A 21,734-nucleotide genomic window follows, 5' to 3' on the forward strand; every position below is an offset into this window, starting at 1 on the left:
AAAATCAAGAAATTATTATATCAATCTACAAATATATGGATAAAAATACCTATATATAAATCTTGAATCCAAGGTGTTTATAGGGAAAAAACCACAGACAAAATTCGACAATTCCAATCCTTGATTTGACGGGATTAAAGAGCCATGGTAGTAAATAAATAGGATAAAAAAGTTTTAAAAAATTGGATGGTTTACTGGAAGTAAAAGCTTTTTTGAATATAGTCGGAAAACCCTTGGTCACTCTTTCTTATTATCATCTGTTATAACGTTTTTACACATGAGCTGAAAGGAGCATACATTTGAAAAAAATACGAATGCTTAGTTTAGTAATGATGGTTATCTTGTTAGGGGGATGCGTAATGGGGCAAGGGCCGGTAAGCGAAAAATATACAGGAAACAAAATACCAAATACAAGGGCATTTCAAGATGAATTTACAAGAGAATTTATAGAATCCCCTAAGGAAGTACAAGAAGGGTATTATCGATTTAAATCACGTACTGGGGGATACAGCATGCTGTTTCCAAAAGAAGCTATGGTTTCCGATGTTGGTTATGAAAAAAATGGAGACTTTTTTGAAACCTTAAGTTTTGGTGAACAGGTTAAAGCTGAAAATCTCTCCTTTTATTATAAAATGACCTTTGAGGATCGAACGAAAACAAATGATATTGATATTAATCTTACTTTGCTGTCTGAATATGCAGGTTATGAAGGTGAATATGAATCCTTCGAACATGAAGGGAAAACGTATTATTATGCTAAGGATACTTCAACGGAAGATGAAGTAACGTATTACAGTTTTTTTAGTTACATAAAGCCGAAAAACAGTGATAAAGCATTGAGTTTTTTTGTAGACAGTACTTGTACCAAACAAAGTCAGGAATGTAATTTAAAGCCGGATGAACTTGAAGAAAAATTTCTCTCCATTATGAAATCAGTAAATTTCTCAGAATAGCGTGGTATGAAGGAGTTATATATATGGAAAAAAACGAAATCCTAAATACCGATATATTGAGGGCGAGAATCGCAGAGCTGGAATATGGAAAGACAGAAATGATATCAGCCGATTTAATTAGGAGAATCTATATTGAGGAGACTGGTAAAGATATTCCTGCTGAAATTACAGTCTATTACTCTAAAGATTTGAATAAAACTAATGACCTTGGAAAAGATTCTGGTTTTGATGGAACAATTATTCATTTTTATAACGCTGAGCAAGGCCTCAATCAGTCCTACACGATTACAAGAGGCAGTGAGAATGGGGAAGATGGCGGAAAAGGAATGCCGCATGATTGGATATATAATTCATTTGGCATTTTTGTAGGGAAAGTCCAAGATCAATATTTAGATGCAAGGTATTTTGATAAAGCAATTAGTAAAAAAATAAATGAAAAAGTTGATGCGGATATCAATAATAGAAAAATAAAAGGTGAAGAAGTTAATAAAGTTGAATTGGAGAAATTCGGAATAGGGCATTCCTTGGGTGGGAATTTAATTCAGATGCTACAATTAATGACCGGTTCCTACAAAAATGTATATGCAATAAATGATGCCCCTCCAAGCGCATATCAATTAGCTTCTATAGACAGAAAGTTTAGAAGAAGTATTTCAAGACAATTTAATATCAACCCAGACAATGACAAAGAACTATACTCCATCCCCCCCTCCCAACTAAAAGTCTTCGCAGAAAAATACTACAAAGAAAAGGGGAAGAATATCCATCATTTAACCGCAGAGGAGGATATGCTTTTTGCAGTATCGGGATTTAGGGGATTTTTGAATTTGGGAGACCGGAAGATTATTGATACGGATCCTGGCTTTGAGGGAATTCGCCCGGCATTAGGCAACATTTCTGATAAAGATTTACATAACCTTCAAATATACTTGGCCTACCTTGCACCTTATTACTCAGAGAACGGCATGGATGGATTGCTGCGGGGAGCGACTGGAATAGATAAAGGGTTATTCACTTTAATAGACACAGTAGAACAAGAGTGGAAAGTGTTTATGCAAGGGCCTGATTGGAGGTTCCCGAGCATAAACATAAAATTGGGCGGTTTTCCTTTTCCTCAAACTTCTATGGATATACCCGTGCCTGTTCCCATTCCTCATATGCCGAAAGGATTGTTTATTGCTTTGGGGGAGCTAAACCTTCGAGTTTTAGAAATTAAGACAAAGCTTTCAAATCTTACTAAGAACCTTCCTGCCCTTTTTAGCATCCTCGCAGATACTGCTATCGTTATGAAGGATGAGATTATTTCCTACTTAAAAGAAATTAAGGGGCATTTGAAAAATATACTAAAGTCTATTGGAAACTTAGGGGGAGTTATCTTAAAAGATGTAATCACTCCAAGTGACATCAGGTATAAAGAATATTTTGTTGGCCTTATGAAGATTGCAGCCACTATAAAATTCGAAACCGCTAATATTAAAGAGAAGATTAGAAAAATATTTGAAGTTCCAAACGGATTCGCTGAGGACTTCTCAAAAGCTGTTGAAGCTCATGGGGTAGGCCATGTAGCCAGTGCTTTAGCCATGAAGGATGGAGTCCGCTATGAAGGAAATGATATGATTCGCTTTAAAACTGAATCAAACGGCCAAAAAATTGAGGTTAACCTATCTTCAGCTGTGAGAATTTATCAATTAGGCATGGATAAATACAGTGATAAAGAAAATGTGCTAACCCGCATGCGGGATATATACCATCGTGAGTATATAGAAGACTATCAAAATCGTAAAAACGAGCTTTTGTCCTCTATTAATCATATGGAATCGAATCCAAATGCTTATCGGTTCCTGCTGCCTGCTGGAGATGTGGAAATGAGAGGGATAACGGTTCATGAATCAATCCGCCCGCTTGAAAACTCATTGACAGAGACCTTTGAGGATGCTTTCCATTATTTCAATGAGGAGCAAAAGCGGGGAATTGCGATGCTTAATAAAATCAGGTCTTCGATCGAAGAGTTGTTTCATGAGGATAAACGGATTTCGGCTATTTTCGATTTACGATAAAAGAGGAGGCTGCCATGGGGCAAATAAATCGCACATATCGCTTCAGACCCTATGAGGATTTAAAAAACAAATCGGCTTTGTTTAAACACCAGTTTGAAGAAATGGGTCGATTGGGCTATGAAATGGTTATGAGCATTGAGAAAGAACTAGCGTCAAGTTTGGGAAGAATCGTTGATGAAAGCCTCAAAGCCCTTTTACAAAATCATAAGGAAAACGAATCTATTATTAACAGATACATTTCTCAAATGGATCTAGTTGCAGACCGGTATAGCCAGAACATCAATGATATGAAAGAACAGAGCATCACCATCTATTATGAGGAGGTGGAAATATCCGCTCCTAAATAAATATCTGCCGTTTAGAACTGTGTGAAAAGTACTATAAAAAGAGTTTTGTAGTATTTAATCAGGGAGTTTATAGGTATAAATAACTGTTTTTTATTTTTTTTAAATACCCAATTGACCTTTTCGTGGTGTATTTTTACAATAATAGTAGCTATTTCCATAATAGTAGTAATTGAATGAAAGGGAGAGATTGAAATGTCAGGAGTTATTCGCGTTACACCAGCAGAATTAGTAGGTATGTCCAATCGTTACAATGGAGAAAGCGGCCAAGTAGGAGAGCAACTTGTCCGTTTGGATAACATGATCAGCGAGTTACAAGGTGCATGGGAAGGTGAAGCAAGCAGAGCGTTTGCTGACCAATACCAATCATTAAGACCTTCTTTTGTACAAATGCAGCAATTGCTTGAAGATATCTCTGTTCAGCTTAGCAATACTGCTCGTGCTCTTGAAGATGCTGATAACCAAATTGCAAGCCAAATCCGCGGTTAATATCATCTGAATCTATAAGTGGAGAAGGAGCGCTGAATTCACCAGATGAAGGCGCTCCTTTTTACACGTTAAGAAAGTATAAATTGGCAGCGAGGAAGAGTGCTCGACGTAGTTGCAAATTCTAAGAATTAAGTATAAGTGCAACTACGCCTCTGTCTTCGCCTAAAAGGCTCGCCAGTCGGCGAGTTTTCTTTATGGGGTGTATTGAAATGTATATTGAACTAACAATTGATTTAAAAAATTATCAAGGTGAATCTTTTGATCTCCGTCTTTCAGACTACCACTCTGTTAAAAAAGTAGTTGATATCGTCTGGCAAGCTAAATCGATTTCACAGCCGCCCCGAGAAGGGTATTGGGTCAGAATACCGAATAAGCAAATGGTGCTATCCGGGAATGATCAGCTGGCAGATAAAGGCATTGCCACTGGGGACCGTTTCGAAATTTTATAAAGGAGTCTTAAAAACATGTCAGAACAGATTCAAACATATCTCGAAGAACAACTTGAAGCGGTTGTGAAAACTGAAGATCAAACCTTTAAGATCATTTTCCAAAGAGAAAAAATTAAGGCTGATCATGCAGCGGAATTGGAAATGCTCAAGGAAATTGATTCAGCGATCAAAAGGGATATCATTTTAACAGAGGATGAACTGAGCCTCGTCTTTCAAATTCCTTCAAATTATTTATCCTTTACTGAATTAAAAACCAAAGATAAGAAAAGCAGATGGATCTTTGCTTCCTTGCTGTTAAAGAGGGTTATGCGCCACCCTTTTTCAAGGCTGCACGTAATCGTATGTCCGGAAAATATCGTCGTCGATGAAAGTCTGATGCCTAATTTTCTTCATTATGGAGTAAAAGAGAGTCTTCCTCCTTATGAAAAAGACACAAATAAGCTTTTGAACGAGTTAAAAGCAACCATAGCAGCTGCTGTAGATGGAAAGTATACTTTTCACGATTACCTAAAATTGTACGAAACGATTGAACTCTCTCCATCTGCGGCAGATATCATGAAGGCAGAAGATGAAAACGAGTTATCAGAAGTCATTCGAAAAAATATAAAAATGCTCGAAGATCGTGAGAAGGAATATATTCGTGTACCGCAAAAGAAGTGGAAAATCACTAGATATACAGCTTTAGGGCTTTTTATTGTTTTACTGCCAATCCTTGCTTTCAGTTTGTATTCCCTTCTTTTTACCCAGCCTAAACAGGCAGCCTTTGTTAATAGTCAGGAGCATTTTTTGAATAAAGAATATAGTGAAGTAGTTGATCAATTATCCAATTATAAAATAGATCAAATGCCAAGGGTGGTTCAATATGAACTAGCGCAGTCTTACATAATAAATGAGGCATTAACCGAAGATCAAAAAGATAATGTTCAAAACACAATCACACTCCAATCAGACCCTCTTTACTATCAATACTGGATCCATATAGGAAGAGGAAGTGCAAAAGAAGCTCTCGATATTGCACGTTCACTTGAGGATAGAGATCTAATTCTATTTGCACTGCTTAAATACCGTGAAGTAATTAAAGCGGATGAAAGTCTTTCAGCAGATGAAAAACAACAAGAAATAAAAGAAATTCAATCCGAGATTGATGAGTATGTTGAAGAACAAAAGGCGCAAGAGGAACAGGAAAAGAGACTCCTAGAGGAGCAAAGCAATAGTCAATTAAATGATGATGCTGCAAAAGAAGAGCAAAAAACAGAAGCAACTCCTTCCAATGAAACAAAAACAGAGCAGCCAGCCGAAAAGAAAGAATCGGTAGAGAAAAATCAAAATTAATAGGGACAGGAGGTGGAAATGATGGATAATCTTTGGTTTTTTTACAATGAGCATTATCAGCAGCTGCCCATCATTAAGGAGAAGAGTAATGCGGTAACCGTTGGCCCGGAATTTGAGCAAATGGTTACAGTAGGCAGCTTTCCTTTCACAGAGGGATCGCTAACGCTTGAAACCTGCAATGAAGGATACGATGTATTACAAGATGGCAAATCAATTGGCCATATTAAAAATGGTGAACCCTTTTATTTAAAGGATGGAGAAGAAGTATTAACCATATTTTTAACAGCTGCTCCTATTAATAACCAAACTTATTACTCGGGGTACCAAAAGGAAATTACTTTTTCTTCAGACGATGACAGTGCATTAATCTATAAAAAGAACGGAATGATCCTTGAAGAAGTGCATTCATTCGAGCTTATTAAAACAAGTAAGGGATGGATGGCTGAGCCAGGAAGAGGGCGCCTTTATTTAAACGGCCACAAGCTGACAGCAAGAGCATTCTTGGAGGTTGGTGATCTATTATTCTTTCCATTCATGGCTGTTCGGCTTCTTGAAGATGATCTTATTCAAATATCGAGCTTTGAAAGGTATGAAGCGAAGCTCCCTATTACGCTAAAGCCGCAATCTGAAATGAGTAAAAAGTATCCGCTTTATCGCAGGACACCTAGAATGGTTTATGAAATGCCGGATGAGAAGGTTTCATTAACGTTCCCCTCACAGGAGCCCGACGATTCCAATCGAGGGTTATGGCTTATCGTAATGCCGCCGCTCATCATGCTGATTGTGATGGGCGTTGTCGCTTTGCTGCAGCCGAGAGGGATTTTTATTCTTATCTCAATGGTTATGTTTATGACAACAATGGTTACGTCCACTGTACAGTATTTCAAGGATAAGAGTAATCAGAAAAGGCGGAAAGAGCGGAGGTTCAGGGTCTATACGGCTTATTTGGAAGAGAAACGGAAAGAACTGCAAGTATTGTCTGACCAGCAAAGACATGTGCTGGAGTTCCACTTTCCTTCTTTTGAGAGAATGAAGTATTTTACCGGGCAAATTTCTGACCGAACATGGGAACGGTCACTTGAAAGCTTCGATTTTCTCCAATTCAGGCTTGGAACAGGTAATGTACCTGCAAGCTATGAAGTAACAGTAAGTTCTGGCGACATGGCTAACCGGGAAATTGATGATTTGCTGGAACAATCTCAGGTGCTGGAAAAAGTATATAAGGAAATCAAAAACGTTCCCGTAATCGCTGACTTATCCAAAGGACCAATCGGGCTGATCGGAAAAGAAACGGTTGTGAAAAATGAAATTCATCAGGTTATTGGGCAGCTTGCATTTTTCCACAGTTATCATGATGTAAGATTTGTTTTTATTTTTAATGAAAAAGAATACACCCAATGGGAGTGGGTAAGATGGCTCCCGCATTTTCAGCTTTCACATGTCCATGCAAAAGGGCTAATTTATAACGATCAAACAAGAGATCAATTGCTCTCATCTATTTATGAAATTTTAAGAGAAAGAGATTTGGATGAAAATAAGGAGAAACTGAAATTTTCTCCGCATCTTGTCTTCATTATCACCAATCAGCAGCTGATCGCTGATCACGTTATTTTGGAGTATTTAGAAGGGGAGCATACCCGCTTAGGGATCTCGGTTATTTTTGCTGCCGATTCCAAGGAAAGCTTGAATGATAATATACAAACACTAGTCAGATATATCAATGATGAAGAGGGAGATATTCTAATACAGGATAAAAAAGCGGTAACCATTCCGTTTAAGCTTGACTCCCATCAGTACAAGGGGAATGAAGAGTTTTCCCGGATGTTAAGGACACTTGACCACCAAGTGGGAATGACCAACTCTATTCCGAAAAGCGTATCCTTTTTGGAAATGATGAATGTAAAGGAAGTCGGCAAGCTTCCGATTAAGCAAAACTGGATGACAAAAGAGTCTTCTAAGTCATTGGCAGTACCAATTGGGCTTAAAGGAAAGGAAGACTTATCTTTACTTAATCTTCATGAAAAAGCTCATGGTCCGCACGGTTTATTGGCAGGAACAACAGGATCGGGGAAAAGTGAATTCCTGCAAACGTACATCTTGTCTCTCGCTGTTCATTTCCATCCCCATGAGGTAGCTTTTTTGCTTATCGATTATAAAGGCGGCGGTATGGCACAGCCATTTAAAAGTATGCCGCATTTACTGGGGACGATTACGAATATTGAAGGAAGCAAAAACTTTAGTTCAAGGGCACTTGCTTCCATCAAAAGCGAGTTGAAAAGACGCCAAAAATTATTTGAACGATATCAGGTTAATCATATCAATGACTATACAGACATGTATAAAAGCAAGATGGCAGAAGAACCCTTGCCGCATTTGTTTTTGATATCAGATGAGTTTGCTGAATTAAAAAGCGAAGAACCTGAATTTATTAGAGAGCTTGTTAGTGCGGCACGGATTGGGCGAAGTCTGGGAGTGCATCTGATCTTGGCTACTCAAAAGCCAGGCGGAGTCATTGATGAACAAATTTGGAGTAATGCGCGTTTCCGTGTAGCTTTAAAAGTGCAGGATACAGATGATAGCCGGGAAATTATTAAGAACTCAGATGCTGCTTCGATTACAGAAACAGGTCGAGGCTATTTACAAGTAGGAAATAACGAGATTTATGAGTTATTCCAGTCTGCTTGGAGCGGGGCGCCATATCTTGAAGATTCTTCTGAAACAGAAGACGAAGTTGCAATTGTGACCGATCTTGGTTTGGTTCCGCTTTCGGATGTTACAGCCCGAAATAAAAAGAAAACTGGCGGTAAAACAGAAATAGAAGCGGTTGTTGAGCAAATTGAAGCAACGCAAACAGAGATGGGAATCAAAAAACTGAGAAGCCCATGGCTGCCGCCGCTGAAAAGCCGCCTAAGCCGAAAACTTCATCGATCGGATCAAAGGAATGAGATTTATTTAGGAATGGTTGATGAACCAGAGCAGCAGAGCCAGTATCCATTCAGCTATCAATTAATCGAGGATGGAAATATCGGAGTGTTTGGCTCTTCAGGATATGGAAAATCGCATACAATCATTACGATGCTCCTCAGCATAGCTGAAAAATATACTCCTGAAGAAGTGCACTATTACTTATTTGATTTTGGAAATGGGTCTCTCTTGCCGCTTCGCCAGCTTCCGCATACCGCAGATTTCTTCCTAATGGATGAAGAGCGGAAGATTGAAAAGTTTATGAGAATCATAAAAGATGAGATTTCACGCAGGAAACAGTTGTTCCAGCAGCAGGAAGTCAGTGGAATTAAGATGTACAATTCGCTATCCAGCGAAAAACTCCCATTATTATTTTTAACGTTTGATAACTTTGACTTAGTAAAAGAAGAGATGCAGGATTTAGAAATGCAAATCAATCAAATTGCCAGGGATGGCCAATCTTTGGGGATTTATATGATCTTTGCGGCTACAAGAATCAACTCGATCCGCCAGTCTCTAATGAATAATCTCAAAACAAAGATTGTCCATTATTTAATGGATCAAAGTGAAGCATATTCCATCTTAGGAAGGGTTCCGTTTGCTCCTGAGCCTATTCCGGGAAGAGCTATTGTTAAAAAGGATGATGCACATTTTTCTCAAATATTCTTGCCTTCTGATGGAAAAGATGATCTGGAAATATTGGAGTCGATCAGGGAAGACATTCAGCTTGTGAAAGAGCAATACAAGGGCTTTGAATTGCCTGAACAGGTACCAATGCTGCCGCCGGAGCTGAACTTTATCAATTTCACCCAGTATTTGGCAGGTTCGAAACGGCCAGATCTTGTTCCTATTGGGTTAGATGAGGAGCGTGTAAAGCCTGTTCATGTAGACCTTAAGAAAAACAAGCATTGCCTAGTCGTAGGGCAAGCGCAAAAAGGAAAAACAAATGTCCTTAAGATTATGTTGAACAATATACTCGAAGGCGCTGAATCAATAGGTGTTTTTGATTCAATGGACCGCGGTTTGTCGTCCTATGCCGGTGAAGGAAACACGGCTTATATTGAAACAAAAGAACAAATTTCCGACTGGGTTGTAAAAGTGCAAGATATCTTGTCTATTAGGGAAAATGAATATCTTGAAGGGATACAGCATGGCCATACGCCTCCTGATTTTGCCCCAATTGTATTGGTGATTGATGGATACTCCCGTTTTGCCCAATCATTAGACAATATGCTCCAGGAACGAATTGCGAAGCTGATGAAAAACAGCAGCCATCTTGGCTTTAGTGTCATTGTTTCTGGCAGCAATAATGATCTTTCGAAAGGATATGACTCATTAACAGCCGAAATAAAACAAATTCGCCAGGCGGTTGTTCTAATGAAGAAATCAGAGCAAACACTCTTCACGCTTCAGTACGAACGTAAAGAGGCAGAGATCCAGCCGGGATTTGGATACTACGTACTAAACGGGAAGGAATTAAAAATCCAGATTCCACTTTGTACCACTGAAAGGAAGGTTTTAGCATGACAGCCAAAACAAAATATATCATTAAAATGGTTTTGGTAATGTTCCTTATTCTAGCCACACCAGCTATCTTCTTTGGATCGATTGGCGACAAACCGCTGCTTGTCCGGGAAAATGCCACAAGAACCATTGCGGTTGTTAATGAAGATATAGGTGCTGACAAGGAAAGTAAGTCACTTGATTTCGGAAAAGAGATTACCTCCATTTTGAAGGAAGGATCAGAATATGATTGGACAGTAATCAGCAGAAGTACTGCTGCGAACGGTTTAAGAAATACAAAATATGATGCCGTTGTTTATATTCCATCTGATTTTTCAAGGAGTATTATGTCCTACGAAAGCAAGCAGCCTGTAAAAGCGAATTTCGAATACACGATCCAGGATCAATTAAATTCTCTTAATAGAGAAAGAGTGCTGCGTGAAATTCAAACGGCCACCAGCCGTGTGAACGGGAAAATTTCAACACTGTATTGGACGTACGTTTCGCAGGATTTAGAAAATGTCCGTTCCAAATTTGATAATATCCTGCAAAAAGAAATAGATTTTCAGGATACAATGCTTGCATTTTATAAGCCAAGTTCGAAAAACCTTGCAGCAGAAATAGAGCAGCAGCGCAACATGCTTGAAGGAATACAATCTTCAGTAAAAATTGCTGCAGATTCTTTTGCGGACGGAGAAAACAATATAACGAAATTTGAACAAAATCTTGAATCTTTTGTCCTGTTTGTTGAACAGTACAAAGAATATCAAGATACCCAGCAGACAACACTTCAAAAACTGCAGGATGAGAACCTTTTAAGCATTCAAGCTTTAGCAGGGAATCAAGCCCCGCGATATTCGGAATCAGTAATTTTCCTTAATGAAGGAGGCCTGCAGCTGACAAACAGCCTGCTGAGTGTGGAATCTCAGCTGCTGGAAAACAATAAAATGCTGGGAGATTTGTCTAACATCCGGACGGGGCAGATAGATACGAAAAGAACGGATTTCATAGAGTATTTAAAATTAGAAGAGACTAACTCCATTAATCAAACTATACAAACAATAGTCTCTTTGAAAAATGATCTTTCAGGAGAAACAAAGCCTGGCAATCCGGATCCACCGGGAAATACAAATAAGAGTTTTGCTAACAAGAATACTAATCAAGTGTCTGCTGCAAACTCGGATACTTCGGCACCAAGTATGGAAGCAGAAAGGTTAGAGCTTCAGGCAATTGTCAAAGAAATTAACACAGTAAAAACATCTTTGGAAACCATTGTGGAACCAAAACCTGAACAAGTAGTATTAGCTATAAAAAGTTTGCCACAATTATCCCAGCGCCTATTAGCGGTTGAACAAAAGCTTGCAGCTATTGAATCCAGTGAAAATCCTCTACAGAAAGTAGTAGATGAACTTCAGGCGCTGAATGCAAAGTTGACAGCAGACTATAATAAATTGTTAGAAGAAAATAGCGGCCTTAAAGACCAAGTGAATTCTTCAGTAAGTTTCTCTTCCTTGATTAACCTCATAGAGGAGAAAGAACAACAAGTATTAAATTTAGGTTTTTATCAGGATACTTTATCAAATGTTTTTGGTCTAAGTATTAACAATACTGATCCCGTAAAAATGATGGAATACTATTCTTCCCTTGTTCATTTGGAAGGGGCAATTAAGGATTCTTTTATTCACAATCAAGAAAAGATGAATGCATTGCAGGAAAAGTTAAACTCAACTCTTAGTGTGAATGAAGAGGAGCAAATGGCCTGGGATCAACTGAACATCGCTCTGCCTTACTCACAGGAACAGGCGACAAATTTAAAGGGTCAATTGGAAACCTTCTTTAATGACTATCGTCAAAAAATTGAGATCCAGCAAGCTGCAATTGAATCTGACTTATCTTCAGTAGAAGAACATGCAAATTCCGTAATGAAGCAAATTCAATCATTTTCTGCAAATACACCAACTCCTGCTGACGGATCTGACGGTAATGCGGTTAAGGTGAAACAAGAGGGAATCAGCCAAAGCATAGTAACGATGAATGACCTTATTGGTTCCATTGGGGAAAACCAAGACAATATTGTAGGGTATACGAGTGAACTTGAAACAAAAGTTCAGACTGTGCAGCAGGATGCGGATACTCTAAATTCAAAATGGGGCACCAACGTTGAAACAACAAGAATGTTCAGGGACGATATTTTTAATGTCCTTGGCAATGCATATGTAAATGGCCAAAAAAATGGACCGGTTTATGAGCAATTATCAAATCCGCTTCAAATCAGCGGAGAAACAGCAGTAAAGAAAGAAGAAAACAAGTTGCCGCCTGTTGTGGTACTTGCCATTGTTCTGATTAGCAGCCTATTAATCGGATACTTTAGCCATTACTTTAAAAATGCTCCGATGCTTGTCCATGCAGCGATGTTTATGTTATTGAACCTGATTGTAGGCTTGATTATCAGCTTGTATGGTTTGAACATCTATTCTATGGGAGAAGAACGGGCAATTCAGTGGACCATTTTTACGATCCTTTTGTTAACTGCTGCTTCAGCAGTCGTATTGACTGGTTTCAAAATTGGAAACATGGCTGGCTGGATAGCAAGTGTCGGTCTCGTCATCTTTTTCGTCAGTCCGTTCTTAGCTCTTACAGCGCCGAATATTAACTATGAAGATCCTATGTCCAAGGTATATATGTCCATTCAATATGATTCAAGTTCGTTATTCATACCGGCGATTACCATTCTGATTGGAATCATTACTTTGCTTACCATCCTTCCATTTACGATTAGATTTCTTAAAAATCTGCGTACCACTCGGGATGAGAATCAGGCGTATGAAGCTTAAAACATTATTGAAAATCATGTTTTTGCTCCCGGCAATTCTTATCATTGCTGAAAGACCTGCCGGGGCAACCCCTGATATAAATAACGTGACGCCAAATACTTATGAGAAAAAAGAATTCAAAGATAATACGGATTATCTGCATGAGAAGTCGCTCTATGAAAACAAAAAGCAGATTCCAGAAGAACAGAAGGATCTAACATTTACGAAGAAGAACTATGATCCCCTGAAAGATGTAAAGGAACAGCTTTTTGCCGGGGAAGACAGGATTCATAATACAATAACGGCAAAAGCAGAACAGCTGGACCTTTTTTCAAAAGCGGATCAGGAAAGCTTTTATATGTCGGATTCTTCCCAAAAGCCTATTGAACAAAATAAGAAATTAATGATTTTATATGTGTTCTTGCTTGTCATTGCTATAGGGATCATCCTGGGATTCTTGATTCCTAAAATGGCAAAGCATACGAATAATTAAAAAAGTGTAAACCGAATACATGTCTCCAGCCAAGGAGGCATGTATTATAAAATTAAAATCATTTTTCTCCAACAAACTCCCCTCGATTGAATGGCTTCAAAAATTAAGAATAGAAAACATCAGGGATGAGAAAAGGTTAGACATGCTAAAGCCTTGTGGTTTTTTAAATATTTATTTGTTTACTCGGGAAAAATTCTAGACTTATTAATGAGGTGAAAAAAATGAATTCGGAAAGCGTAAGAGCATTAGCAAGGGAGTTCCAGAGATCTTCTGAAGACGTAAAGTCAGAGGAAGCAAAATTAATGCAGAGTGTCCATTCCAAGGCGGAAAAATGGTCAGGAAAAGCTCGAAACAAATTTGATTCTGCCCTAGATGAAGCAAATGTTTTATTTCAAAGACATTCAGACAATCTCTACGACATCAGCAGAGAATTGGAAAGTGCTGCAAATGAAGTTGACAGAGTGAGAGAAGAGATCGAAAGACAGAAAGAATTAGAGAGACTGGCAAGATTGAAGGATTAGTAGAGTAGCTCAAAAGCTTAGATTGAAGGACTGGTAACTAATCTATAAAGATTAGGTGGTTTAAAATGACTGATAAAAATTATGACAAAAAGCAGAAAAAAGAAGATGAGGGTAAGAAAGAAGTCGATGACAAATGGGGAGATGTACCAGGATGCGTAGACCTATTTATATTGCCTATTCAGATTTTCATTGCGGGATATTCCTTATTCAATATTATATAGTTCGATCGATGGAAAGTCTTATTTTAAGAAAAAGGGTTATAGGTGAAAAAATCAAGTATCTGCAGGTTCAATTAAAATGGAATATTTTATATAATACTGGTAGAGTAAACTCTTTTAAAAGTTGAAGGATCTGGTTTCTATACTATAAATAATTAGGTGGATTAAAATGGCTGATAATAATTATGACAAAAGGCAAAAAAAAGAAAATGAGGGTAAGAAAGAAGTCGATGACAAATTGGTTTTACCAGGATGCGTAGACCTATTTATATTGCCTTTACAGATCTGCATTGCAGGGTATTCCTTGTTCAATATTATTTAGTTCGGTTAATAGAAAGTATCAATTAAAGAAAAGAGGGGTTATGGGTGGGAAATCAAATATCTGTAGATCCAGATCGCTTAGAGGATTTAGCGAATAAATTTGTTCTGTGTTTGTCAAAAATTGAGGAAGAATACAAGCGTCTTCATATGGACCTTGCAAATCTGATTTTAACGGCTCCACCAGAGTATAGACATTGTTTTTATCATATAGGGGATCCTTGGGGAACTGGAAATCAGCTGGCAGATCTTCTGAATGATATGGAGGTCGACCTTCGAATGACTGCAAGTAAATTTGCAGAAGCGGATAGCTTAGTCGGTAAGCTTTATAAATTACATGAAAAATATGGCGCAATGACTGCTCTTGGAGCATTAATGACTAAACAGTTAGCCTTTTATGGGCTGGGTTTTACTCAATTTGCGAAGAATGCTGATGGGTTATTCACATTTAGACATATGGGTATACTTCACCAATTATCAGATGCTATAGACAATTCTAAATATCGGAATTTGACAAGAGCATTCCTAAGTCCAACTTTTTTATCAAAAAAGTTTAAAGATGTTCCATTTGCAGATTTAGTTCACAGAAAAATTGCCAAATACCTTCCGGATGATGTAGTTAAGTATACAGATAGTTCAAGGGCATTGTTTAAAGGGATTCGTAAAAACACATTAGATTCAGCAAAAGTTAAATCATTTCTTACAACAGGATCAAAATTTGCAAAAACAAATGCTGTTGCTACTGTAGCGTTAACAGGAGTAATGGAAGCAGGCGGAATGGGGTTGAAAATTTCGGAAAACTATGCCAAATATGGTAATAACCAGGATGTCTTAAAGCGTGAAAATGCAAAAGCGGTAGGAAATGCCATAAACAATACAGCAGCTATTTCTGTAGGTTCTATTGGAGGTGCTGTAGTAGGAGGGGCTCTAGGAAGTTTGGTTGGTCCAGTCGGTACTGTTGTAGGAGCAGCTGCTGGTTCTTTCGTTGGGGGACTAGTTGGAGAGCAAGCTGCTAAATTAACTGCAGGATTATCAGAAAAAGTTGCATTAGCTTTTAAAGAACCGATCCATCAGGGACTTGAATTAGTTAAAGGCGGGTTTGAAAAAGTAGGAAAAGTTGTCGAAGGAGTTAATAAAGGGGTTGATTTTGTCAACGATCAAATTAAGAGCACGATTGCAGATCCGATAGGGAAAGTGAAAGAAGGATTCTCTAAGGCAAAGAAAACAGCAAGCTCCTTAATAGATGGCGCGAAAGATTTATTTGGCAAAAAATTATCATTTTTTTAAGGAGGACATATGGATACCATTCAATTAAGCATTGAAGAATTAATTTTTTCATTTTACAGTGAAGGTTTATATGAGCAAGGTATTTCTATTAAGGAAACGTATTTTCCAAATCTGCAGGATTCTGAGCTGAAATTAATGCTAGAATTCGCCGCGCGTTCTTTATTAGCAAAAGATATGGTAAAGGAAGTAAATAATCAATATAAGTTAAAAGATGAAATGACATCCTTTATTCATATTTTAAGTTATGCAGAGAAGACAGTAAAAGCTTCTAAATTTGATTCAGCTTTGAATGAAGAGGAAAGTATCTCATTTCATTTTGGAAGCGGTGAAGTATATCTGCACAAGTTATTGTATGACCATCAAGTTCATTACATTTCTAAGCTGCAAGCAGAAGAAATTATTTCGAATCTAAGCAAGTTTTTTAATTTCAGCTCATTAGCCAAACAAAGTGAAGTACTTTTTAATTTGAAAAATGAAGAGTTTGAAGAATTTTTGGAAGATATGAGTCAATCGGATTCTTTATCTGAATCGATTGTTCAGAAATGGATAAGTAGAATGCAGAGTTCTAATATAGTAGAATTATTAGAGGATATCTCAAAGAGAAAAGGAAAAATGGATAGTTTACTTAGTTTAAAATATGACTCTAATAATAATCCAGACCTTATCGACCTTTATTTTGTTATTCCTGGTAAGACGGAGACTTGGTTGATCACAAGAGACGCAAATCTTGACCTAGACATTCAAAGGGTAAATGAAAGATCCATTAATAATCTGCTGCTAAACAACAAGATTCTCTCAGTTTAAAGGAGGCGCAACGCTTGTCAAACATTCAGAAAGAAAACGAAGCTATAAAAATAAAAGGCTCTAAGTTTATGTACGTGTGGATGTTTCTGGCTACTGCTGGTTTTCTAATCGCTTGTTTATACATGATCATACACGGGTTAAAATTCGATTCTAAATATTCCTTATTTTACCTTGTGGGAGGATTCATTTTTACTCCATTCTACCTCTATCTCACTTTCTGGCATCTCCCTGGATTGATACCAGGGAAGGTTTTATTAACGATTGTCCCTAGAGAGAATGGTACTGTATTATCAAAAAAAGGTACTGTTTTTATTAAAAATATACGTAATATTGATATGGTCAGAAATCCACTCAATTTAATCAATGATATTGTCATTGAAACGTTTGATGACAAAAAAGTTAAGTTTCGCACCTATAATCTTCTTGATGACACGGAGTATCAGGTGATTGTCGATCGATATATTTTCCCTTATATGACGGAAAACGCAAGAAAAGTGTGGGATCGAAAAATCAATTTAGAGTTGTTGCGAAAAGAAGAAAATTATGAACGTCAGGAACAGAAGTTCGATTAGAGTTTGAGGGCTTTGCTTAATCCATTTAATTAACCTCATTCCATATACTTATAAAAAAATGCCTTCTTGTTTCAAGAGGGCATTTTTAAAAAGAGGATTTTTGTTTAATAAAGATCAATAAAATCTGCTGTTAAACACAAGAGTCTCACAGTTCGAAGGAGGCGCAACGCTTGGCAAATGTTCAGAAAAAAACGAAGCCATAAAAATAAAGGGCTCGAAGTTTTTGTACGCTTGGATGGCTTTATTTGTTTCTTTTGAGAACAGTGCTGCATGTAAACAGTCAAAATATTTCTTCAAGAGCCCCAAAATAAGCTGGGATAGCTAACTAAGAATAAGGGTAATTTCCACGAATGCAAGATAATCCCCTCTGCTGATTTCAATATTCATTTGAAACAATTTCAGGAAATTTTATTAATGAAAGGTAATAAAAACATGAGGAAAACTGTTGGCTTGGCATTGGCTGTTGGGGTATGGACATTGATTGCTTTATTTTTCACGGGAATTGATATTCCCATACCAAGTTCTTATATTGGGCTGATGATTATGTCCAATGCCATTTTTGCTTTATTTTCTATATTTATTCAGCGTCTTGTCGTCACTATTTATGAAGTAAATGTTTTTGATGAACCCAAAAGCATAGTAGGCTTTTTCTTCAAATACATTGCCGTAATCTCATCGGGAGTAAACTATTATGTTCAGAATGTACTAAACCGGCTCCCTTTCATTTTGAATAAGCTGGCTGCTGCACTTTTTTTTGTTTTTCTTGTTATAGCAGGGTTCAGCATGTTGAGTATGTTTGATTGATGCAGCTAAAATTTAAAGACTAGTGGAGGAAGAACGGATATGGAAGATGGCCAAAAGATCAGTGTCTCTACTCAAGAGCTTATAGAAGTTCTTGCTCAATCGGGCTCTGACAAAAGGGCGAGGGAATTTGCCAAAGAAAACAATATTTCGAAAAAAGAAATCGATCAAGTAATCATCTCGCCTCAAGAAACCAACGTAAATAATTCTGTTAATCACAAAGTGCTTTTAAAAAATCCGGTAAACAGGATTTTGAATTCTAACAAAATGATAAGGTTCGAAAATGGAGATCATTGTTTGCTGATTTATCCTTCTGAAGGAGCAGGCGTTATTCTGGAAGATGTACATAAAAACCAGCATAGGTTTTCCCAATATAAGACTCCCAACAGTTTAAATGAAATAATTTGTAATTTCTATGGAGTGAACTCAAAGCTGCAGGAAGATCCAGTAAAAATAAATATTGAGTTGTCCAATAACATGTACGATTTAATCCATAACAAAAAATCATCGGATTTGGATCGAATGATAGAGGATCAATCAATTGATTCCAAAATACGTCTGTTCTTACGGGATTTTAAAAAAAATAATCAGCAGGTTTCCAAGATTACATTTAAAAAGAGAAAAAATGAGAAAAATTTAATGCAGCCTGATTTCGTAATGCTTTTTGTTCCTGGGGAAAATAATATTTGGCATATAAATTATGAAGAGACTGACAACAACCAAATATTTTTAATGAGTAACAGTGTAAGCCATTATTTTAATACATTGCATAACATTTTGGATGATTTTCTACAAAATCATCCCCAAAAAAACAAGAAAGTCATATCTGGTAATCCAAAAGAAGAAATTGGGAAATTTTCTTTTAAAAGAGGCTTATCATTTTTCTGGAAAAGCAATCTGTTGTTATTTATAGTAATTCTATTTTTCTTTATTAATAAGTCAAGCTGGAGTCAAGAAGGTGCCTCAGATGTTCTCCTATTTGCGCTGCTATGGGAAGCAGTTATTTTATTATTATCCTTCTGTGCTTGTCTTAAGAAAAAGGATACTCCTGTTGTCAAGAAGGTTAAGTCTGCATAGAAGTGAACAGAAAAAGGATGTTTTTATAGGAGTAATTTTGAAATGTTTTTTTACAAAAGCCTCGATAAACTTAAATTTTTCGGGGTTTTTCTTATGGTTTTATAGTGTGATTAGCACATAGTAAATCCCCTGTTTCTATTATCTGCTGCTAAACAATAAGATTCTCTCAGTTTAAAGGAGGCGTAACGCTTGTCAAACGTTCAGAAAAATAACGAAGCCATAAAAATAAAGGGCTCGAAGTTTATGTACGTGTGGATGTTTCTTGCTTCAGCCGGTTTTCTAATTGCATGTTTTTACATGATCATACACGGGTTAAAATTCGATTCTAAATATTCCCTATTTTACATTGTAGGAGGATTCGTTTTTACTCCATTCTACCTTTATCTCACTCTCTGGCATCTGCCTGGATTGAGACCAGGGAAGGTTTTGCTAACGATCGTCCCTGGAGAGAACGGCACAGTCATATCAAAAAAAGGTACTGTTCTTATTAAAAATATACGGAATATCGAAATGGTGAGAAATCCGCTCAATTTAATCAATGATATTGTCATTGAAACCTTCGATGACAAAAAAATGAAAATTCGTACCTATAATCTCCTTGATGACTTGGATTATCAGATCATCGTCGATCGATACATATTTCCTTATTTGACGGAAAACGCAGGAAAAGTGTGGGATCGAAAAGTAAATTTAGAAAAATTATTAAGGGTTGCTAAATATGAACGTCAGGAGCAGAAGTTTGATTAGAGTTTGAGACCTTTGCTTCATCCGTTTAATTAACCTCATTCCAAATACTTATAAAAAAATGCCTTCTTGTTTCAAGAGGGCATTTTTAAAAAGAGGATTTTTGTTTAATAAAGATCAATAAAATCTGCTGTTAAACAACAAGATTCTCTCAGTTTAAAGGAGGCGCAACGCTTGGTAAACGTTCAGAAAGATAACGAAGCTATAAAAATAAAAGGCTCGAAGTTTATGTACGCGTGGATGGCTCTATTCGTTTTAGGAGGTTTAGGGTGTTCTATATTCTTAATTCTTGAAGGTTTTACTTTTGAATGGGATTTTTCGTTGTTTTATATCTTTGGAGGGATCATTTTTTTCCCGATCTTTCTATATTTAACTCTCTGGGCACTACCAGGTTTTATTCCAGGGAAGGTTCTATTTACCATTGTTCAAGGTGAAAATGGCACAATCCTATTAAAAAAAGGTACCATTCTTATTAAAAATATACGGAATATCGATATGGTCAGAAATCCACTCAATTTAATCAATGATATTGTTATTGAAACTTTCGATGACAAAAAAATTAAGATTCGTACCTATAATCTTATTGATGATACGGAGTATCAGGTGATTGTCGACCAGTATATTTTCCCTTATATGACGGAAAACGCAAGAAAAGTGTGGGATCGAAAAATCAATTTAGAGTTGTTGCGAAAAGAAGAAAATTATGAACGTCAGGAGCAGAAGTTTGATTAGAGTTTGAGAACTTTGCCTATTCCGTTTAATTAACCTTACGCCATATAACTTTTAAAAAATGCCTTCTTGTTTGAAGAGGGCATTTTTTACGGAGAAATTCATTGCGGTCTTTGTCGTAGGGGCGTTCAAGTTTATAGGTGATAAAATCCTTCCCATAAAATAAAAAGTGTCCTCGGTACTAATTGAAGTTGAACTTTTTGCACATTTTGAATATTGCGTGCCTTTTTAAAAGGAATTTTTCAGGAAAAAGAGAATACATAGATAGAATGTAATAAATCGATTTGATCCATTGAGGAGGAATCACCTTGTCACATGAACAAATGAATCCCACGATAGAAAAAATAATCGCAAATATTGAAAAGGTTATGATTGGAAAAAGAAATGTTGCAGAACTTAGCCTCGTTGCCCTGCTAGCAGGAGGTCACGTGCTGTTAGAGGACGTACCTGGTGTCGGGAAAACGATGATGGTCCGCGCGCTTGCCAAATCTGTTAATGCCAACTTCCGCAGAATTCAATTTACTCCAGACCTTTTACCATCCGATGTTACGGGAGTTTCCATTTATAATCCGAAAGAGATGGAATTTCAATTCCGACCTGGTCCCTTAATGGGCAACATCATTCTCGCTGATGAAATTAACCGGACATCACCGAAGACACAATCGGCCCTTTTAGAAGGGATGGAGGAAGCAAGTGTCACCATCGATGGTGTGACCCATAGATTAAATAAGCCGTTCTTCGTTATGGCGACACAAAACCCGATTGAATATGAAGGCACTTACCCGCTCCCGGAAGCGCAGCTTGACCGTTTTTTATTAAAAATGAAAATGGGTTACCCTGATTTACAAGAAGAAATTGAAGTTTTGAACAGGGCCCAAAAGGTGCCGCCAATCGAGGACCTGTCCCCGGTCATAGATCTTGAAGGCTTACTCGAATTGCAGCAAGAAATTAAAGAGGTTTTTGTTGATGAGACTATTAAACGGTATATTGTCGACATTGTGAACCGGACAAGAGGTCATGGAAGTGTTTATTTAGGTGCAAGCCCACGGGGTTCCATCGCCCTAATGAAAGCAGCACAAGCCTATGCCTATATGTATGGGCGTGATTATGTCCTCCCGGACGAAATTCAATATTTGGCACCATTTGTATTATCCCATCGGATTATTTTAAAGTCCGAAGCAAAATTTGAAGGGATTTCTGCAGAAGAAGTAGTAAACCGATTGGTTGCCAGGGTTCCTGTACCGGTCCGAAGGTTAGTGAAATAAA

General features: G+C 37.3%; 20 protein-coding genes. All 20 read left to right on the top strand.

The window, feature by feature from the left end:
• Positions 1–299 precede the first annotated feature (299 nt).
• Positions 300–953, top strand: a complete 654-nt coding sequence (locus tag V7150_RS17440) for a hypothetical protein (RefSeq protein WP_335520933.1) — start codon at positions 300–302, stop codon at positions 951–953.
• Between the two features lie 23 nt (positions 954–976).
• Positions 977–3,010 carry a DUF6792 domain-containing protein gene (locus tag V7150_RS17445; protein ID WP_335520935.1) on the top strand — a complete coding sequence of 678 codons (2,034 nt, stop codon included), beginning with the start codon at positions 977–979 and terminating at the stop codon, positions 3,008–3,010.
• 14 nt (positions 3,011–3,024) lie between these two features.
• Positions 3,025–3,357 (top strand): hypothetical protein, encoded by a 333-nt coding sequence (locus V7150_RS17450; RefSeq protein ID WP_335520937.1) that lies wholly within the window; start codon positions 3,025–3,027, stop codon positions 3,355–3,357.
• 192 nt (positions 3,358–3,549) lie between these two features.
• Positions 3,550–3,843 carry a WXG100 family type VII secretion target gene (locus V7150_RS17455; RefSeq protein ID WP_335520939.1) on the top strand — a complete coding sequence of 98 codons (294 nt, stop codon included), beginning with the start codon at positions 3,550–3,552 and terminating at the stop codon, positions 3,841–3,843.
• Between the two features lie 209 nt (positions 3,844–4,052).
• The gene (locus tag V7150_RS17460; protein ID WP_335520940.1) at positions 4,053–4,292 is read left to right on the top strand and encodes an EsaB/YukD family protein; all 240 of its coding nucleotides are present in this window, start codon (positions 4,053–4,055) and stop codon (positions 4,290–4,292) included.
• Positions 4,293–4,307: 15 nt separating this feature from the next.
• Entirely contained in the window at positions 4,308–5,624 is a 1,317-nt protein-coding gene (essB, locus tag V7150_RS17465; protein ID WP_335520942.1) for a type VII secretion protein EssB, read from the top strand.
• A gap of 21 nt (positions 5,625–5,645) precedes the next feature.
• Entirely contained in the window at positions 5,646–10,115 is a 4,470-nt protein-coding gene (gene essC / locus V7150_RS17470; RefSeq protein ID WP_335520944.1) for a type VII secretion protein EssC, read from the top strand.
• Positions 10,112–12,925 carry a type VII secretion protein EsaA gene (esaA, locus tag V7150_RS17475; protein ID WP_335520946.1) on the top strand — a complete coding sequence of 938 codons (2,814 nt, stop codon included), beginning with the start codon at positions 10,112–10,114 and terminating at the stop codon, positions 12,923–12,925. Before essC ends, esaA begins: the two co-directional genes overlap by 4 nt.
• A complete protein-coding gene (gene essA, locus V7150_RS17480) occupies positions 12,915–13,397 on the top strand; it encodes a type VII secretion protein EssA (protein ID WP_335520948.1) in 483 nt (160 codons plus the stop codon). Before esaA ends, essA begins: the two co-directional genes overlap by 11 nt.
• A gap of 221 nt (positions 13,398–13,618) precedes the next feature.
• The gene (locus tag V7150_RS17485) at positions 13,619–13,918 is read left to right on the top strand and encodes a WXG100 family type VII secretion target (protein ID WP_335520951.1); all 300 of its coding nucleotides are present in this window, start codon (positions 13,619–13,621) and stop codon (positions 13,916–13,918) included.
• A 65-nt stretch (positions 13,919–13,983) separates the two neighbouring features.
• Entirely contained in the window at positions 13,984–14,139 is a 156-nt protein-coding gene (locus V7150_RS17490; RefSeq protein ID WP_335520953.1) for a hypothetical protein, read from the top strand.
• A 166-nt stretch (positions 14,140–14,305) separates the two neighbouring features.
• Positions 14,306–14,458: a hypothetical protein gene (locus tag V7150_RS17495; protein WP_335520955.1), complete on the top strand. Its 153-nt coding sequence runs from the start codon at positions 14,306–14,308 to the stop codon at positions 14,456–14,458.
• Positions 14,459–14,502: 44 nt separating this feature from the next.
• Positions 14,503–15,741: a glycine zipper domain-containing protein gene (locus V7150_RS17500; protein WP_335520957.1), complete on the top strand. Its 1,239-nt coding sequence runs from the start codon at positions 14,503–14,505 to the stop codon at positions 15,739–15,741.
• 9 nt (positions 15,742–15,750) lie between these two features.
• The gene (locus V7150_RS17505) at positions 15,751–16,545 is read left to right on the top strand and encodes a hypothetical protein (protein ID WP_335520958.1); all 795 of its coding nucleotides are present in this window, start codon (positions 15,751–15,753) and stop codon (positions 16,543–16,545) included.
• A gap of 14 nt (positions 16,546–16,559) precedes the next feature.
• Positions 16,560–17,117 carry a DUF5381 family protein gene (locus V7150_RS17510; RefSeq protein ID WP_335520960.1) on the top strand — a complete coding sequence of 186 codons (558 nt, stop codon included), beginning with the start codon at positions 16,560–16,562 and terminating at the stop codon, positions 17,115–17,117.
• Between the two features lie 414 nt (positions 17,118–17,531).
• The gene (locus V7150_RS17515) at positions 17,532–17,921 is read left to right on the top strand and encodes a hypothetical protein (RefSeq protein WP_335520961.1); all 390 of its coding nucleotides are present in this window, start codon (positions 17,532–17,534) and stop codon (positions 17,919–17,921) included.
• 39 nt (positions 17,922–17,960) lie between these two features.
• On the top strand, positions 17,961–18,995 hold the full coding sequence (locus V7150_RS17520; RefSeq protein ID WP_335520963.1) for a hypothetical protein: 1,035 nt from the start codon (positions 17,961–17,963) through the stop codon (positions 18,993–18,995).
• A gap of 189 nt (positions 18,996–19,184) precedes the next feature.
• Positions 19,185–19,742: a DUF5381 family protein gene (locus tag V7150_RS17525; RefSeq protein WP_335520966.1), complete on the top strand. Its 558-nt coding sequence runs from the start codon at positions 19,185–19,187 to the stop codon at positions 19,740–19,742.
• A 171-nt stretch (positions 19,743–19,913) separates the two neighbouring features.
• Positions 19,914–20,471, top strand: coding sequence for a DUF5381 family protein (locus V7150_RS17530; protein WP_335520967.1), 558 nt, complete (start codon positions 19,914–19,916; stop codon positions 20,469–20,471).
• A 320-nt stretch (positions 20,472–20,791) separates the two neighbouring features.
• Positions 20,792–21,733 (top strand): AAA family ATPase, encoded by a 942-nt coding sequence (locus V7150_RS17535; protein ID WP_335520983.1) that lies wholly within the window; start codon positions 20,792–20,794, stop codon positions 21,731–21,733.
• The last annotated feature ends 1 nt before the right edge of the window (position 21,734 follow it).

Source organism: Neobacillus drentensis, from assembly GCF_036965245.1.
Taxonomy (GTDB): domain Bacteria; phylum Bacillota; class Bacilli; order Bacillales; family Cytobacillaceae; genus Neobacillus; species Neobacillus drentensis_G.